Origin of the sequence: Streptomyces sp. NPDC101191, assembly GCF_044767915.1 — a bacterium.
Classification (GTDB): Bacteria; Actinomycetota; Actinomycetes; order Streptomycetales; family Streptomycetaceae; genus Streptomyces.
In genome coordinates, this window is the sequence record NZ_JBIWOU010000006.1 from 480,473 (window position 1) to 496,496 (window position 16,024).

The 16,024-nt window shown below is 74.4% G+C and carries 16 protein-coding genes and 2 pseudogenes; 11 read left to right on the forward strand and 7 right to left on the reverse strand.

The window, feature by feature from the left end:
- The first annotated feature begins 135 nt into the window (after positions 1-135).
- From ACIRQF_RS25205 to ACIRQF_RS25215, 3 genes are all read left to right on the forward strand, one after another.
- Positions 136-1,074, forward strand: coding sequence for a PAC2 family protein (locus tag ACIRQF_RS25205; protein ID WP_404095218.1), 939 nt, complete (start codon positions 136-138; stop codon positions 1,072-1,074).
- 31 nt (positions 1,075-1,105) lie between these two features.
- Positions 1,106-1,711: a dephospho-CoA kinase gene (coaE, locus tag ACIRQF_RS25210; protein ID WP_404095221.1), complete on the forward strand. Its 606-nt coding sequence runs from the start codon at positions 1,106-1,108 to the stop codon at positions 1,709-1,711.
- 129 nt (positions 1,712-1,840) lie between these two features.
- Positions 1,841-2,212, forward strand: a complete 372-nt coding sequence (locus ACIRQF_RS25215; RefSeq protein ID WP_376629601.1) for a tetratricopeptide repeat protein — start codon at positions 1,841-1,843, stop codon at positions 2,210-2,212.
- A 36-nt stretch (positions 2,213-2,248) separates the two neighbouring features.
- Here the strand turns inward: ACIRQF_RS25215 and ACIRQF_RS25220 are convergent, their stop codons facing one another.
- The gene (locus ACIRQF_RS25220; protein WP_376629603.1) at positions 2,249-2,533 is read right to left on the reverse strand and encodes a DUF6343 family protein; all 285 of its coding nucleotides are present in this window, start codon (positions 2,531-2,533) and stop codon (positions 2,249-2,251) included.
- A 135-nt stretch (positions 2,534-2,668) separates the two neighbouring features.
- Here ACIRQF_RS25220 and ACIRQF_RS25225 point away from each other — a divergent pair.
- Positions 2,669-2,802, forward strand: a pseudogene (locus ACIRQF_RS25225) (SAM-dependent methyltransferase); the annotation flags it as partial.
- Between the two features lie 134 nt (positions 2,803-2,936).
- On the opposite strand, the gene ACIRQF_RS25230 reads toward ACIRQF_RS25225, so the two are convergent.
- Positions 2,937-3,272 (reverse strand): hypothetical protein, encoded by a 336-nt coding sequence (locus ACIRQF_RS25230; RefSeq protein ID WP_382483021.1) that lies wholly within the window; start codon positions 3,270-3,272, stop codon positions 2,937-2,939.
- 207 nt (positions 3,273-3,479) lie between these two features.
- Between ACIRQF_RS25230 and ACIRQF_RS25235 the strand changes: the two genes are divergently transcribed.
- From ACIRQF_RS25235 to ACIRQF_RS25250, 4 genes are all read left to right on the forward strand, one after another.
- Positions 3,480-6,368, forward strand: a complete 2,889-nt coding sequence (locus ACIRQF_RS25235; protein ID WP_404095225.1) for a DEAD/DEAH box helicase — start codon at positions 3,480-3,482, stop codon at positions 6,366-6,368.
- Positions 6,365-7,684: an SWIM zinc finger family protein gene (locus ACIRQF_RS25240; RefSeq protein ID WP_404095228.1), complete on the forward strand. Its 1,320-nt coding sequence runs from the start codon at positions 6,365-6,367 to the stop codon at positions 7,682-7,684. The genes ACIRQF_RS25235 and ACIRQF_RS25240 overlap by 4 nt, the downstream gene beginning before the upstream one ends.
- Before the next feature lie 42 nt (positions 7,685-7,726).
- Positions 7,727-8,221 (forward strand): hypothetical protein, encoded by a 495-nt coding sequence (locus tag ACIRQF_RS25245; protein ID WP_404095230.1) that lies wholly within the window; start codon positions 7,727-7,729, stop codon positions 8,219-8,221.
- A gap of 342 nt (positions 8,222-8,563) precedes the next feature.
- Positions 8,564-9,301, forward strand: coding sequence for a chaplin (locus tag ACIRQF_RS25250; protein ID WP_376629613.1), 738 nt, complete (start codon positions 8,564-8,566; stop codon positions 9,299-9,301).
- Positions 9,302-9,502: 201 nt separating this feature from the next.
- Here ACIRQF_RS25250 and ACIRQF_RS25255 read toward each other — a convergent pair whose 3' ends face one another.
- On the reverse strand, positions 9,503-10,162 hold the full coding sequence (locus tag ACIRQF_RS25255) for a DUF2293 domain-containing protein (protein ID WP_376629615.1): 660 nt from the start codon (positions 10,160-10,162) through the stop codon (positions 9,503-9,505).
- Between the two features lie 24 nt (positions 10,163-10,186).
- Positions 10,187-10,645, reverse strand: coding sequence for a hypothetical protein (locus tag ACIRQF_RS25260; protein WP_404095233.1), 459 nt, complete (start codon positions 10,643-10,645; stop codon positions 10,187-10,189).
- 79 nt (positions 10,646-10,724) lie between these two features.
- Here ACIRQF_RS25260 and ACIRQF_RS25265 point away from each other — a divergent pair, with 79 nt between their 5' ends.
- Complete coding sequence (locus ACIRQF_RS25265; protein WP_382483013.1) at positions 10,725-11,459, forward strand: hypothetical protein; 735 nt, start codon at positions 10,725-10,727, stop codon at positions 11,457-11,459.
- 431 nt (positions 11,460-11,890) lie between these two features.
- Here the strand turns inward: ACIRQF_RS25265 and ACIRQF_RS25270 are convergent, their stop codons facing one another.
- Positions 11,891-13,102 (reverse strand): pyridoxal phosphate-dependent aminotransferase, encoded by a 1,212-nt coding sequence (locus ACIRQF_RS25270; protein ID WP_376629621.1) that lies wholly within the window; start codon positions 13,100-13,102, stop codon positions 11,891-11,893.
- A 66-nt stretch (positions 13,103-13,168) separates the two neighbouring features.
- Between ACIRQF_RS25270 and ACIRQF_RS25275 the strand changes: the two genes are divergently transcribed.
- Positions 13,169-13,825: a winged helix-turn-helix transcriptional regulator gene (locus ACIRQF_RS25275; RefSeq protein WP_376629623.1), complete on the forward strand. Its 657-nt coding sequence runs from the start codon at positions 13,169-13,171 to the stop codon at positions 13,823-13,825.
- Between the two features lie 195 nt (positions 13,826-14,020).
- On the opposite strand, the pseudogene ACIRQF_RS25280 reads toward ACIRQF_RS25275, so the two are convergent.
- Positions 14,021-14,374, reverse strand: a pseudogene (locus ACIRQF_RS25280) (MerR family transcriptional regulator); the annotation flags it as partial.
- 27 nt (positions 14,375-14,401) lie between these two features.
- Positions 14,402-15,175: an SDR family NAD(P)-dependent oxidoreductase gene (locus ACIRQF_RS25285; protein WP_404095238.1), complete on the reverse strand. Its 774-nt coding sequence runs from the start codon at positions 15,173-15,175 to the stop codon at positions 14,402-14,404.
- 61 nt (positions 15,176-15,236) lie between these two features.
- Between ACIRQF_RS25285 and ACIRQF_RS25290 the strand changes: the two genes are divergently transcribed.
- Positions 15,237-15,872, forward strand: a complete 636-nt coding sequence (locus tag ACIRQF_RS25290) for a uridine kinase (protein WP_382483007.1) — start codon at positions 15,237-15,239, stop codon at positions 15,870-15,872.
- Positions 15,873-16,024: the final 152 nt, after the last annotated feature.

Genomic DNA, 16,024 nt, shown 5'->3' on the forward strand with positions numbered 1-16,024 from the left:
CGGGCGACCCTCCACGCCGGCGCCTCGCCGCCTCTCCTCGGTGCTTTCCCTTCCGCGCTCTTTTCGCCGTGCAGGCGGGAATGGTGCTGTGCCGGCCGACGTTGTGCTGGAAGAACGCGAGGAGGAGCGGAAATCGTGCTTGATCCCCAGGATTTGTACGAATGGGACCAGAAGGGCCTGGCCGTGGTGGACCTGGCCCTGGCGCAGGAGTCGGCCGGGCTGGTCATGCTCTACCACTTCGACGGCTACATCGACGCAGGTGAGACCGGCGAGCAGATCGTCGACGGCCTGCTCGAGACGCTGCCCCACCAGGTGGTGGCCCGCTTCGATCACGACCGGCTCGTGGACTACCGCGCCCGCCGCCCCCTGTTGACCTTCCGCCGCGACCGCTGGACCTCCTACGAGACGCCCTCCATCGAGGTGCGGATCGTGCAGGACGCCACCGGCGCGCCCTTCCTGGTGCTGTCCGGACCCGAGCCGGACGTCGAATGGGAGCGGTTCGCCGCCGCCGTGGGCCAGATCGTCGAGCGCCTGGGGGTTCGCCTCTCGGTCAACTTCCACGGCATCCCCATGGGCGTGCCGCACACCCGCCCCGTGGGCCTCACCCCGCACGGCAGCCGCACCGACCTCATGCCCGGCCACCGGAGCCCCTTCGACGAGGCCCAGGTGCCCGGCAGCGCGGAGTCCCTCGTCGAGTTCCGCCTCACCGAGGCCGGCCACGACACCCTCGGCGTCGCCGCCCACGTCCCGCACTACGTGGCCCGGTCCTCGTACCCGGACGCCGCCCTGACCGCCCTCGAGGCCATCACCGCCGCGACGGGTCTGGTCCTGCCCGACGTCGCCCATGCCCTGCGCACCGAGGCCCGGCGCACCCAGACCGAGATCGAGCGCCAGATCGGCGAGGGCGACGAGGAGCTGACCACGCTCGTCCAGGGCCTTGAGCACCAGTACGACGCCGTCGCCGGAGCCGAGACCCGCGGCAGCCTGGTCGCCGAACCCGTCGACCTCCCTTCCGCCGACGAACTGGGCCGGGAGTTCGAGCGCTTCCTGGCCGAACGGGAGGGCGACGCGTAGCGGCCCGGGAGCGGGATCTAAGCTGCCGCTCATGCTGAAGGTGGGCCTGACCGGTGGAATCGGCGCCGGCAAGAGCGAAGTGTCCCGGCTGTTCGTCTCGTACGGTGCCGTACTGATCGACGCCGACCGTATCGCCCGCGAGGTCGTCGAGCCCGGCACGCCCGGGCTCGCGGCCGTCGTCGCGGAGTTCGGCCCCGAGGTCCTCACCCCCGAGGGCACCCTCGACCGGCCGAAGCTCGGCTCGATCGTGTTCAACGACCCCGGGCGTCTGGCCGCGCTCAACGCGATCGTCCACCCGCTCGTCGGCGCCCGGTCCGCCGAGCTGGAGGGCCTCGCGGGCCCCGGGGACGTCGTCGTCCACGACGTCCCCCTGCTCACCGAGAACGGCCTCGCGCCCCTCTACGACCTTGTCGTCGTCGTGGACGCCGCCCCGGAGACGCAGCTCGACCGGCTCGTCCGGCTGCGCGGCATGACCGAGCCCGAGGCCCGCGCCCGGATGGCGGCGCAGGCCACCCGAGCACAGCGCCGGGCCGTCGCCGACCTGATCGTCGACAACGACGGCCCCCTGGAGGCCCTGGAGCCCCAGGTGCGCACGATCTGGGCGGAGCTCCGCGAGCGGGCCGGGGAAAGCCGGTAGTCCGGCGCCGGTCCATCGGCCGTCGGGCTGGGTAGGGATCGCAGGGGGCCGGCTGGGGCTTGTACGTCGTACGGAATACCGCCGGCGGGCCCGATGTTGGACCACCGCAGCGACGGAAAGGACGCCCGCGTGGCCGAGTCGAACCCGGAGACCCATGTCATCGCCTTCCGCGCGGCCGAGCAGCTGCTCGAAGCCCGGGACCCGCGCGGTGCGATCAAGTTGCTGGACTCCGTCATCGAGGCGCACCCGGAGAGCGGCGCGGCGCGCCTGCTCAGGGCCCGCGCGTACTTCGCGTCCGCCCAACTGGGAAGGGCCGAGCGCGAGTTCCAGCACATCGTGGACCACGAACCGGACAACGCGTTCGCGCACTTCGCGCTCGCCCGCACCTTCCAGCGCTCAGGCCGCCCGGACCAGGCCGCCCGCCACTTCCGCCTCGCCGCCGCGCTCGACCCCAAGCCGGAGTACCTGGAGGCGGCCCGGTTCGACACGACGGCCGAGTGACGCGCCGGCGGCAGCGCCGGGTCCCCGCGACGCTTCTCAGGGCCGCGGGCCCCGGCGCCCGCGCCCGCCGTGATCCGGCTCGTACGGCGGGATGTCCCGCCCCGGCTGCCAGTGCGGGCCCTGCCGGATGTGCCGTGTGACCAGGACCAGGTCGGTGGCGGCCACCACGAACAGGACGCCGCACGCCGCAGCCCAGCCCGGCCGCCCGACGAGCAGGAACACGGTCGTGCCGAAGGCCGCCCACAGCGCCCCCCACAGGCTCAGCCAGAACCGCAGCCGCAGCGCACTGCGCGCGGTCGCCGGTTCACTCCCCGTACGCATGACGCGCCTCCCGGGTGAGGGGACCCCACAGACCTCAGAGGGCACTTCCAGCATCCACCCACGACACGCGATCCGAAAGAGCCGCCCGCGGGCCGCGGCGCACGACGGCCGGGCGAGGGAGGGACGCGAGAGGGCATGAGCGCACGCGAGGGGCACCGGAGCACCGGGCCCGGGCGCATCACCCCGGACGGTTGCGCCGTCGAGCTCTACCCCAGGCGCCGGCCGGCGGCGAGCCCGGCGTGATCACCGGCGCCGTCCCGCCCGGTTCCAGCCCGGTTCCCGTCCCGGCGCCTGACCCCGAGGCCTTCGAAGGCGGTCTCGCGAGGCGGTCTCGCGGCGGCCGGGCCGGCCGCCGGCCGTGGTGTGACGGAGGACGGGACCCGGGCGAGACGGCCCGCGCGGGTCAGTGGACGAAGCTGTAGCTGCGCCAGGGAAGGGTGCCCCGCGCGATCTCGTCGGTGGTGTTGGTCGCCACGTAGATGGGGTCATTGTCGCGGCAGTCGCGGGTCCGGTAGAGCTGGAGGTCCACCAGCGTGTGGTTCTCGACCCGCGTCGCCCCCGTCGGCGCCAGGCGGTGGCAGCCCTTCACGGAGGGGCTGGTCACGCTCACCACGAACTCACGACCCGTCTCGTACGAGACGGGTCCCACCGCGGTGCGGCCGAGACCCGAGCAGCCCGCGACCGTGAGCGAGAGCAGGACGGCCCCGGTGACGGTGGTGAGACGCCGGTGAAGGGACATGGCGGAAACCTCGTCTTTCGGGCGTGGGCGGCCGCGGCATGATCGCGGGCGAAGCCTGTTCCCCGCCACAGTGCCGCCTCCCGGTGCCCGTGTCATGTTCCGTTGGGCCGGTCGGGGGAAGCACCGGAGACGGCCGTTGTCAGACCCCACCCGTAAGGTCGGAACTCCCATCGGAAATGCGTCGCGGACCGGGAGGTGAGCAGCGACGTGACCTCTGCCCTGTTCGGCGGCGCCGCCGTCTTCCTGCCCGCCGCCCTCCCCAGGGAGGGCCGGGTCGCCTTCTGGTCGCCCGACGGCGGGCCCCTGCCCGGCACCCAGCCGGACGAGGACGGCGGTCCCGGCCTGTCCGGCAGCGCCGAGCGGAGGGAGCTGACCGTCGTGCGGCGGCACGGCACCGGGGCACGTACGCGGACCGTGCCCGCCGTCCTGCTGCCCGTCGCGGAGGCCCTGCCCCACCTGGTCGCCGCCCGGGAGCACCCGGCGGCGCATCCCGCGACCGCCTGCTGGGGCGCCGCCGCCCTGCACGCCCTGCACCTGATCGCCCGCGGCCGCCTGCTGCCGGGGCTCACCGCCGACGACCACGACGCCTGGCGGGCCGGGCCGCTCGACGCCGACGACATCGCCCACCTGCGGGCGATCGCGGCCGCCATGCCGTACGAGGCGCACGCCGTGCCCGTCCCCGTCAGCGGCCCGCTCCGGCTGCCCGAGCCGGAGGCACTCGTGCGCGCCTTCCTCGACGCCGTCGCCGACACCCTGCCCCGCACCCCCGCCGCGCCCCACGCGGTCGGCGCGCCGTTCGCCGCCCGCGAGCCCCGTCACCTGCCCCGCGCGCGGGCCTGGGCCGCCGAGGCCGCCGCCGGCATGGACGCCGGGGTCCGGGTCTCGCTCCGTCTCGACCTGTCCGGGTACGAGCTGTTCGACGCCTCGGCGGACGGCAGCGGTGCGGAGCGGCAGGCCGCCGCCGCGCTCCTCCAGGTGCACAGCCTCGCCGACCCCACCCTCGTCATCGACGCCGCGGCCATGTGGGCGGGGGACGGGGACGAGCACTTCGGGCCGCGCGCCCGTGTCGACGCCGTCCTCGCCCTGCGCCGGGCCGCCCGTGTCTGGCCGCCCCTCGGCCGCCTCATGGAGCGGGACGTGCCCGACGTCCTGTCCGTGTCCGAGGACGAGCTGTACGAGCTGCTCGGCCCCGCCGCCGCCCGGCTCGCGGACGCCGGGGTGGCCGTGCACTGGCCCCGGGACCTCGCCCGCTCCCTCACCGCCTCCGCCGTCGTCCGGCCGGCCCGCTCGGCGCCCGGGTCCGCCACCGACGGCACCGGCTTCTTCGACAGCGAGGAGCTGCTGCGCTTCAACTGGCAGCTCGCCCTCGACGGCGACCCCCTCACCGCGCGCGAGATGGACGTCCTCGCCGAGGCGCATCGGCCCGTCGTCCGGCTGCGCGACCAGTGGGTGGTGGTGGACCCGGACCTCGTCCGCAAGGCCCGCAAGCGCGAACTCGGCCTGCTTCAACCGGTCGACGCGCTCGCCGTCGCCCTCACCGGCACCGCGGAGGTCGACGGGGAGACCGTGCCCGCCGTCCCCGTCGGAGCCCTCGCGACCCTGCGGGACCGGCTGCTCGCCGGCCCCGAGGACATCCCGCCGCCGCCCGGCCTCGACGCCACCCTGCGCGACTACCAGCTGCGCGGCCTGGCCTGGCTCGACCTCATGACCTCCCTGGGCCTCGGCGGCTGCCTCGCCGACGACATGGGCCTCGGCAAGACCGTCACCCTCATCGCCCTCCACCTGCGCCGGGCCCGCCGCGCGCCCACCCTCGTCGTCTGCCCCGCCTCGCTCCTCGGCAACTGGCAGCGGGAGATCCGGCGCTTCGCGCCCGGCGTGCCCGTCCGTCGCTTCCACGGCGCCGACCGCACCCTCGAAGGGCTCGACGGCGGCTTCGTCCTCACCACCTACGGCACCCTGCGCACCAGCGCGCCCCAGCTCGCCGCGCAGGAGTGGGGCATGGTCGTCGCCGACGAGGCCCAGCACGTCAAGAACCCCTTCTCGGCGACCGCCAAGGCGCTGCGCACCGTCCCCACCCCGGCCCGGGTCGCCCTCACCGGCACCCCCGTGGAGAACAACCTCTCCGAGCTGTGGGCGCTACTGGACTGGACCACCCCGGGCCTCCTCGGCCCCCTGAAGGCCTTCCGCTCCCGGCACGCCCGCGCCGTGGAGAACAGCGAGGAGATCGAGAACGAGGAGGCGGTCGAGCGGCTCGCCCGGCTGGTCAGGCCGTTCCTGCTGCGTCGTCGCAAGTCCGACCCGGGCATCGCCCCCGAGCTGCCCCCCAAGACCGAGTCCGACCACCCCGTGGCCCTCACCCGTGAACAGGTCACGCTCTACGAGGCGGTCGTGCGCGAGACGATGGCGCAGATCGAGGGCGCCGAGGGCATGGCCCGGCGCGGACTGATCATGAAGTTGCTGACCTCGCTCAAGCAGATCTGCAACCACCCCGCCCAGTACCTCAAGGAGCAGCCGCCCGGCACCGGGACCCGTGCCCAGGCCGGGGCGCGGGCCCTGCGGCTCGCCGGCCGCTCCGGCAAGCTCGCCCTCCTCGACGAGGTCCTCGACACGATCGTCGCCGAGGACGGCTCCGTCCTCGTCTTCACCCAGTACGTGACGATGGCGCGGCTCCTCGCCGGCCATCTGGCCGCGCGGGGCATCGGAGCCCAGCTCCTGCACGGCGGCACTCCCGTCGCCGAGCGCGAGCGGATGGTCGACCGCTTCCAGGCCGGCGAGGTCCCCGTCTTCCTGCTCTCCCTGAAGGCGGCCGGCACCGGACTCAACCTCACCCGGGCGGGGCACGTCGTGCACTACGACCGCTGGTGGAATCCGGCGGTCGAGGAGCAGGCCACGGACCGCGCGTACCGCATCGGGCAGACGCAGCCCGTCCAGGTCCACCGGTTCATCGCCGAGGGCACCGTCGAGGACAGCATCGCCGAGATGCTGCGCGCCAAGCGGGCCCTCGCCGACGCCGTCCTCGGTTCGGGCGAGGCCGCCCTCACCGAACTGACCGACCGCGAACTGGCCGACCTGGTGTCCCTGAGGAGGCCCGCATGAGCGCCGACGGCCCCCGCCTCCCCGGCCGCCCCCGTACCGCCGGGCTCCGTGCGGGCGGGGCCCGCGCCGCGCTGCCCCGCCACGACGACCGCCGCAGGACCTTTCCCCAGCTGCCGCCGCGCGAGGCGCCCGACGGGCGCTTCGCCGCCACCTGGTGGGGCAACGCCTGGGTGGACGCCCTGGAGGACATCGCCCTCGACCCGGCCAGGCTCGCCCGCGGCAAGGCGTACGCCCGGCGCGGCCATGTCGACGCGATCACCGTCACCCCCGGCCGCGTCGTCGCCTACGTCCACGGCAGCCGCCCCCGGCCGTACCGCACGGAGATCCGGCTGCGGACCCTCCGAGACGCCGACTGGGAGCGGTTCCTCGACGAGGCCGCCGCCCGGCCCGACCACATCGCGGCCCTCCTCGACAAGGACGTGCCGCACGCCCTGGAGGCCGTCACGGGACTGCTGCCCGCCCCCGGCGATCTCGTCCCCGACTGCTCCTGCCCCGACGACGGCTACCCGTGCAAGCACGCCGCGGCCCTCTGCTACCAGTCCGCCCGGCTCCTCGACGAGGATCCCTTCGTCCTCTTCCTCATGCGCGGCCGCGGCGAGCAGGAGATCCTCGCCGACCTCACCCGGCGCAACGCCGCCCGCTCGGCCGCCGAGGGCGCCGGCGCCACCCCCGCCCTGCCGACGGTCCCGGCCCGCGCCGCGCTCGCGCCGCTCAGCGGCGGCCGCACCCTGCCGGACCTGCCGCCGCCGCTGCCCGCTCCCGCCCATCCCGGACGCCCCGCCGTCTTCCCGGCCGACCCCGAGGCACCCGACCCGCTGGCCCTCGACCTGCTCGCCTCCGAGGCCGCGGCCCGCGCCCACACCTTCCTCGTCACCGGGCACGACCCCGTCGCCGCCCTCACCCCGTGGCAGGACGCGGTACGGCTGGCCGCCGCGCATCCCGGCTCCGGCCTCACGGCCTCCACCCGCGCCCTCTACCGCGACCTGGCCTACGCCCTGGACCGCACCCCCACCGACCTGGCGCGCGCGGTCGCCGCCTGGCGCCAGGGCGGCTCCGCGGGGCTCGCGGTCCTGGAGGAGCCCTGGGACCCGCCCGCCGGCCCCTTCGACCGGGCCCGCCCGGCCCTCCTCGCCGCCGACCTGCCGGCCTTCCGTCCCTGGCGCAACCGCCTGTCCAGCAGCTCCCTCCAGCTCCGTTTCGGCCGCGACGGACTCTGGTACGGCTACGAGTCGGACACCGACCGCGAGGACTGGTGGCCGCGGGGCACGCCCGACGCCGATCCGGTCGGTGTGATCACCGATCTGCTCGGAAGGTGACCGTTAGGCTGGACTGACGGAAGGATCTTGGAAGGGGGCGCGGTGGAAGCCGAGTTGGTGGCACTGGCGACGGCGGGGGCGACCGCCCTCGTGCAGCAGATGGTCGGCGACGGCTGGGAGCGGGCGCGGACCAGGATCGCGCGGTTCTTCGCGGCTCGCTCCGGAGCCGACGAGGCAGAGGTCGGCGCCGAGCTGGAGGCCGCCCGCGACGACCTGCTGCGCGCCGAGCGGGACGGCGACGGCGAGGCCGTGGACGAGGCCCGGTCCGAGGCCCGCACCGAATGGCGCGCGCGGATGCGCCGGAGCCTGCGCGCCGATCCGGCCGCCGCCGAGGAACTGCGTGCGATCCTCGCCGAGTTGGCCGGCGAGGACCGGGAGGCGACGCCGCGGCCCACCACGGTCGTCAACAACAGCATCGACGGAGGGGTCCAGGGCTTCGCCCTCCAGGTCGGCACCGTCGGCCGGATGCGGATCCAGGGAACGGTCGGACCCGACGGCCCGGCCGACGGCGGATCCCCGGGCGGACCGCGCCGCTGATCCACACCCGCCGCTGCCGGCACCGCGTGAGAAGATGAGCAACTTCCCCTGTGCCGGTGTGAGTTCAGTGCCTCGGCCGACGGTGGTCTGGGGTCGGCGCCGTTCTCCCGGGCCGGCTCTCCCGCCTGCTCTTTCCGAGCCTCGGTGGGCCCGCCTTGTCGCGGACCTGCTTTCCGGCCGTGCCCCGGCGGGGCGCGAACTGTCAGCGCCGGGGCGGGATCCGCTCCCGCGCACTCCCTCGATGGAGTGAAACACACCGATGGTCGGATCCGGCCGAGACATGGATGGCGTTATTTCGGGTACGGGCGAGTGCCCGTGAAGACATCCGGAAGGCAGGAAGCCATGAGGCACATTCGCCGAAGTGGTCTGGCCACACTGTTGGTCACCGGTGGCGCGCTGGCGCTCTCGGCGGGCGCCGCCCACGCCGACTCCGCGGCACAGGGCGCCGCCGTCGGTTCGCCGGGGGTCGGCTCCGGCAACACGGTTCAGCTGCCGGTGCACGTGCCCGTGAACGTCTGCGGCAACACCGTCAACGTCGTCGGCCTCCTCAACCCGGCGGCCGGCAACAGCTGTGCCAACCGGTCCGCCCAGCCCGCGGGGCACGGCGCCGAGGACCGCGGCCCGACGCACAAGGACCTGCCGGGCACGCCGCGCGGCGGCGCCTCCTCCGACAGCGGCTCCCGAGGCGGCGCCACGGCCGAGAGCCACACCTCGGGTTCCCCGGGCGTGCTCTCCGGCAACGGCCTCCAGCTGCCGGTCGACCTCCCCGTGAACCTCAGCGGGAACTCGGTCAACGTCGTCGGCATCGGCAACCCGGCCATCGGCAACACCTCGGTCAACGAGTCCGAGGAGGAGTGCGAGCACCCCGAGACCCCCACCCCGCGCCCGCAGACCCCGGTCCGCCACCTGCCGCCCGCCCCCGCCGAGGAGGGACCGCGGCCCGCCCCGCAGTCCAGCTCGGTCTCGCTCGCCAGCACCGGCTCCGACGCCGTCGGCTACGCGGCCCCGGCCAGCGCCGCGCTCCTCCTCGGCGGCGCCCTGCTCTACCGCCGGGCCCGCCGCGCGGGTGGCGAGGCCTGAACCGCGCTCCCCGGCGCGCGGCCTGACGGCGCGTGCCGGACGCGTACGCCCCCGGCCGAGCGGTCTGACGCGCACGCCCCTCGCGGCACGCGGTCGCGACGCGCACGGAGGTGACCGCCGCGGACGGGGCAGTCGCGGGTACGACGCCCACGGACGGGACGACCGGCGTGCCGCCCGCCGACGGGACGGCGCCGGCGCGTCTCAGTCCGCACGCCAGGCCCGGAGCACCGCCTCGATGGTGGGGGCGACCCTCACCCGGGCCTGGTGACGCGGCACCCCGGTCATCAGCAGCGTGTCGTACTCGGTGTCCACGTGGCGTACGGCGGCGCGCACCGCGGCCGTGACCGCCCCGCGGTCCAGTGCCCGGCCGGCGGCCGTGCGCCCCACCCGTCCCGTGCCCTTGGCCGAGGCGTGCGCGGCGATCCGTACGGCCCGGTCGGCCGGGCAGCCGGGGAAGAGGCGCAGGATCTCCTCCTCCAGAGCGGCCGTGACCGCGGCGTCCCGCTCGGCACGGCGCGCCGCGTCCCGCGCCCGGCGCCGGGCCCGAGCCTCGGCGTCCGCGAGGCAGGCCGCCTCCGCCCGGGCCAGCGCCGGCTCCTCGACGAGCAGGCCCTGGCGCTCGTAACGGGTCCGGCGCCGGTTGTGCCGGACGACCACCGCCCACAACGCACTGCCCTCGCGGGCGCGGCGGGTGAGGGCGGTGTCGCCGCGGCGCAGGAAGACGAGATGGCCGAGATCGGCGCAGTCCAGACAGACGGGCGCGTTGAACTCGACGATCATCCGCTCCAGCGGCCCCTGACGGCATTCCGAGCAGCGGCGTCGTCTGAGCGGTTCGACCACGACCGGGGCGACGAGATCCACGGCCCTGTTCTACCCGCGCGCGCCTCAGCGCACGCCCGGCGCGGCGGCCGCGACGAACCGGGCCAGGGCCTCCTTGGCCTCGTCCGAACGCCGTGCCCGGTCGGCCTCGTCCGTGGCCTCGTGCAGGCAGTGGGTGGTCTCGAAGGCGGCCTCGGCGAGACCCCGCACGCGTGCGTCGTCGCAGACGAGCTGGACCCGGAACAGTGCCTGGCGGGCGGCGGTGCGCTGCCGGTACGAGGCGAACCGCGACTCCTCGGCCTCCTCGGACCCCGGTTCGATCCGGGCCTTGAACCAGCGGTCGTTCTGGCTGAGCCGGTAGTCGACGACCGCGCCCGCGAAGGCGCTGTAGGTGGCGATCCGTTCCTGGCGCAGCTGCTCGGTCCTCGCGAGCGCCGCCGTGCGCTCGGCGGCGCGGCCCTGGAACCAGTGCGTGGCCACCACGCCCAGCAGGGTTCCCACGACGGCTATCAGCGCCGTATCCATGACGGGTTCGCTCCTCGCACACTCAACCGGCAGGAAAAACAGTTCGATTCACGCGGCTCCGGACCCTAGGGTCGGTCGCGTGGCAACGAAACTCAATCAGATCATCGCCGTGGAGAAAGGCGTCAAGTCCCGGGCGCATCAGGACCTGACCACCGCCCACCACGGGCTGCAGAAGCCCGCCCTGCTGGCGGGCATCTCCCGGACGTACCAGCCGAAGGACGAGGAGGGCGAGCAGCTGCCGCCCGAGTCGACCCTGGTGCAGGTGAAGGCCGAGGACGTGCTGCGCGACACCGCGCGGACGCTGACCCGTCTCTTCGACGTCACCGCCACCAAGGACTGGGCGAACTGCGAGGCCCGCGCCGACATCACCGTCGACGGACGGGTCCTGGTGAGCGACGTGCCGGTCGCGTATCTGCTCTTCCTGGAGAAGCAGCTGACGGACATCCTCACCTTCGTCCGCAAGCTGCCGGTGCTCGATGCCGCCGAGTCGTGGACGCAGGACCCGTCGACGGACGCGTGGAAGACCGAGCCGGTCCGCACCGTGCGTACGAAGAAGGTGCCGCGCAACCACGTCAAGGCGGAGGCGACCGAGAAGCACCCGGCGCAGGTCGAGGTGTACTACGAGGACGTGCCGGTCGGGTACTGGACGACCGTGAAGTTCTCCGGGGCGCTGCCCGCCCGGCGGGTGAACGAGCTGACCGAGCGGGTCGAGAAGCTCCAGCAGGCGGTGAAGTTCGCCCGCGAGGAGGCGAACGGGAGCGAGGTCACCGACCAGCGGGTCGGCGACGCCGTCTTCGGCTACCTTTTCGGGTAGTCCCATGAACTCCCCGGCCGCGAGTGCGGTCGGGGTGCGCGAGGAGCGCAAAGCTGAAGCTGAGCCTTGTCGTGAATGCGCGGTCCGGTCACCAGAGCACTTCTGACACGGATCGCGTTCAAACTCAGACTATTGCTCCAGATTCAGCATGCGCCGCTCATCGCCGGATCGACCGGGCCCGGGCCCTGGTGCGTCGAAATGCCAGTTCGAATCTGGTCCGCCGAGCTCTCGGTCGGCGGTGGTCCAACGGCAGGACGCGACGCAATGACGACTGACCCGGGTCCTCAAGTGCGCCGGCGTGTGAAGAGGAGCGGCATCGAAAGGGTCCGGGGGCAGGCTACGCCCTCGGACCCGCTGCCGTTCCCGGGCGAGGAAGCCGCCGGCCGGCGCCCCGCACCGGCCGGCCCGCCCTGGCCGCCCCGCCCCCGCGGCTACTGCCGGTAGCTGCTCAGGAAGCGCCCGATGCGGCTGATCGCGGCGTCGAGGTCGTCCGCGTACGGCAGGGTCAGGATGCGGAAGTGGTCCGGGCGCGGCCAGTTGAAGCCGGTGCCCTGCACGACCTGGATCTTCTCCCGCAGCAGCAGGTCGAGGACGAACTTCTCGTCGTCGTGGATGCGGTGCACGGCGGGGTCGAGGCGCGGGAAGGCGTAGAGGGCGCCCTTGGGCTTGACGCAGGTGACGCCGGGGATCTCGTTGAGCTTCTCCCAGGCCCGGTCGCGCTGTTCGCGCAGGCGTCCGCCCGGGGCGGTGAGCTCGTGGATGGACTGCCGGCCGCCGAGCGCGGCCTGGATGGCGTACTGCGCGGGGGCGTTGGGGCACAGGCGCATGGAGGCCAGCATGGTCAGGCCCTCCAGGTAGCTCTTGGCGTGCTCCCGGGGGCCGGTGACGACCAGCCAGCCGGAGCGGAAGCCCGCCACCCGGTAGGTCTTGGACAGGCCGCCGAAGGTGAGGACGACCAGGTCGGGGGCGAGGGTGGCGACCGGGTGGTGGACGGCCTCGTCGTAGACGATCTGGTCGTAGATCTCGTCGGCGAGGACCATCAGACCGTGCCGGCGGGCGAGGTCGAGGATGCCCTCGAGGATCTCCTTGGGATAGACCGCGCCGGTGGGGTTGTTGGGGTTGATGATGACGACGGCCCGGGTGCGGTCGGTGATCTTCGCGGCCATGTCGTCGAGGTCCGGATACCAGTCGGCGGACTCGTCGCACAGGTAGTGCACGGGCCGGCCGCCGGCGAGGGTCGTGACGGCGGTCCACAGCGGGTAGTCGGGGGCGGGGACGAGGACTTCGTCCCCGTCCTCCAGGAGGGCCTGGGTGGCCATGGAGATGAGCTCGGAGACGCCGTTGCCGAGATAGACGTCGTCGACGTCCACGTCCGTCAGGCCCATCGACTGATAGCGCTGGGCGACGGCGCGGCGGGCGGAGAGGATGCCCCGGGAGTCGGTGTAGCCGTGCGCCCTGGGGAGCATCCGGATCATGTCCTGGACGATCTCCTCGGGCGCCTCGAAGCCGAAGAGCGCGGGGTTGCCGGTGTTGAGGCGCAGGACGCTGTGACCCGCCTCCTCCAGGGCGTTGGCGTGCTCGATGACCGGGCCGCGGATCTCGTAGCAGACCTCGCTCAGCTTGCTCGACTGCCGGAACTCCATGCGCCGACCTCCCCAGAAGTGTTGATGCTTGGTTTTACCAAGTTCGAGCTTGGAAAGTCCAACAACATGTCTAGACTGCGTCGCATGGCACCTCAGTCACGCCAGGCGCGTCAGTCTCGCCGCCGGAGTTACGACCAGTACTGCGCCGCGGCGCGCGCGCTCGATGCCGTCGGGGACCGCTGGACCCTGTTGATCGTCCGTGAACTCCTCGCGGGACCGCGGCGCTACACCGACCTGCACGCCGACCTCCCGGGCGTCAGCACCGACATGCTCGCCGGCCGGCTCAAGGACATGGAGGGCGCCGAGCTCGTCACCCGCCGCCGGATGCCGCCGCCCGTCTCCGCGTCCGTGTACGAGCTGACCGAGCGCGGACGGGCGCTGCTGCCCGTCCTGCGGGCTCTCGCCGCCTGGGGCGCGCCTGCCCTCGACGAGCCCCGGCCGACCGACGCCGTCCGTGCGCACTGGTTCGCGATCCCGCTCCTCTCCGCCCTGGAGGGACTCGGGGCACGGGTCGTCCAGGTGACCCTGGACGAGGGGGAGTTCCACGTCCGGTCCGGCGACGGCGGCCAGGTGACGTACGGGGAGGGGCCGGCCGCCGACGCCGAGGTGCGGCTGCGGACCGACGCGGCCACCTGCCGCGCGCTCGCCGGCGGCGAGCTGACCCTGACAGAGGCGGTCGACTCGGGCCGCGCCGTTCTGGAGGAGCCGGTCCGCGCGTCCTGAGCCCACGCCCCTCGGGGCTCGGCGGGCCGGTCAGGCCACCGCCGAACCGGCCCCCGGCGGCGGGGTGTCCGACGCCCGGGCCTCCGCGACGTCCGGAGTGCGACGCTCCCCGGCGCCGGGCGTCCGAACCTCCCCCGTGCCCGGAGTCCGAGGCTCCCCGGCGCCGGGCGTCCGAGCCTCCGCGGTGTCCGGAGTCCGGGCCCCGCCGGCGGCGGCCAGGGCCGCGGCGAGCCGGTCCCTGGCCGCCGTCTGCGCGGCGATCCGCGCCTCCAGCACCGCGAGCCGTTCCCGGGCGATCTCCAGGCCCCGGACGGAGGGCGCCGCCGCGGGCGCGTCCCCGTCCAGGCAGCCGGCGAACACGGCCACGTCGTCCAGGGTGAGGCCCGCGCACAGGAAGGAACGGATGTTGGCGACACGGACCACGGCACCCTCGTCGTACACCCGGTACCCGTTGGCCGCGCGCTCCGAGGAGATCAGCCCCGCCTGCTCGTAGTGGCGCAGCGCGCGCGCCGTCGTCCCCGTCCGCCGGGCCAGTTCACCGATGCGCAAGGACCCCCACCTCCTCGCGCAGTCGTATCACGACACCAGCGCACCGCCGTCGACCGGGAGCACGGTGCCCGTCAGATACCCGGCGTCCGGAGCGGCCAGCGCGGTGATCGCCCAGGCCACCTCCTCCGGGCGACCGATCCGCCCCAGCGGGATGTGCGCCAACTGCCAGTCCCGCAGCGCCTTCCGCCGTTCCGGGCCGAGTCCCATGTGGTCGGCGATCGGCGTCTCGATCGCACCCGGCGCGACCGCCACGACCCGTACGCCGCGCGGTGCGAGCTCCACCGCCCAGCAGCGGGTCAGCGTCTCCAGGGCGCTCTTGGTCGCCGGATAGACGGAGTTGCCGGGCCAGCCGCGCTGCCCGATCGTGGTCGTCACGTTGACGACCACACCCCCGGACGCCTCGAGAACCGGCACCGCCGCCTGGGTGAGCAGGACCGGGGCGACGAGGTTCGTCTCCAGGAGCGTACCGATCACGTCGCGGCCCAGGGTGCCGAGGGGGCCGCCGCCGGCGATGCCCGCGTTGTTCACGAGGACGTCGAGCCGGCCGTACGTGTCCACCGCCGTGCGCACGATCTCCTCGGGCGCGCCCGGCGCCGTGACGTCCGCGACCAGCGGCCGGATGCCCGGGAAGTCCGCCGCCGTCCCGTCGAGCGGTTCCGGCCTGCGCCCCACGGCGAGGACCTTCGCCCCCTGGCGTGCGAAGGCGCGGGCCGTGGCCCGGCCGATCCCGGTGCCCGCGCCGGTGACCACCACGACGCGACCGGTCCGACGGGTGCCCTGCTGCTGCGTGCTGTCGTCCATGCGCCGATCGTCGAACCCTGCCGTCAGCGGCAAGGTCAAGCCCGTGCGGCAGGATGGACGGATGCGATTCGAAGCGATCAGCTGGGAGCGCCTCGCCGAGGCCGTGGCCGACCGCGTCGACCGGGCCGGGCCGGGCGACGGGAGCGACTGGCTCAAGGTGGGCGTGGACGGCGCGCCCGTCGCGCCGGGCGCGGAGTTCGCCGACCGGATCGCCGACGCGCTGAGGCTGCGCGGGCGGTCCGTGCTCGTGGTCGCGACCGGCGGCTTCCTGCGGCCGGCCTCGCTGCGCTTCGAGCACGGCAAGCAGGACCCCGACGCCTTCTACACCGACTGGTACGACACCGGGGCGCTGTGGCGGGAGGTCTTCGGACCGCTGGAGCCGGGCGGCAGCGGGAAGGTGCTGCCCGACCTGTGGAACCCCGTCACCGACCGGGCCACCCGCAGCCCCGCCGTACCGCTGCCGCCCGGCGGGGTCCTCGTGGTGCACGGGCCGTTCCTGCTGGGCCACTGGTACCCCTTCGACCTCAAGCTGCACCTGCGCCTCTCGCCCGGCGCACTCGCCCGCGGCACCGACCAGCCCTGGACCCTGCCGGCCTTCAGGCGGTACGAGCAGGAGGTCGGCCCCACCGACACGGCCGACGCGGTCATCCGCGCGGACGACGCCAGGCGGCCGGCCTGGACGGGCTTCCGGGACTAGGCGGGGCGGCTCGGGCCGGGGACGACAGACCGGGCCTGGGACGACAGACCGGGCCGGGGACGACAGACCGGGCCTGGGACGACGGGCCGGGCCGGGGACGGCTCGGGTCGAGGCGGACGGGGGTGGGGGCTGCCCGGGCTGATCGGGCCCCC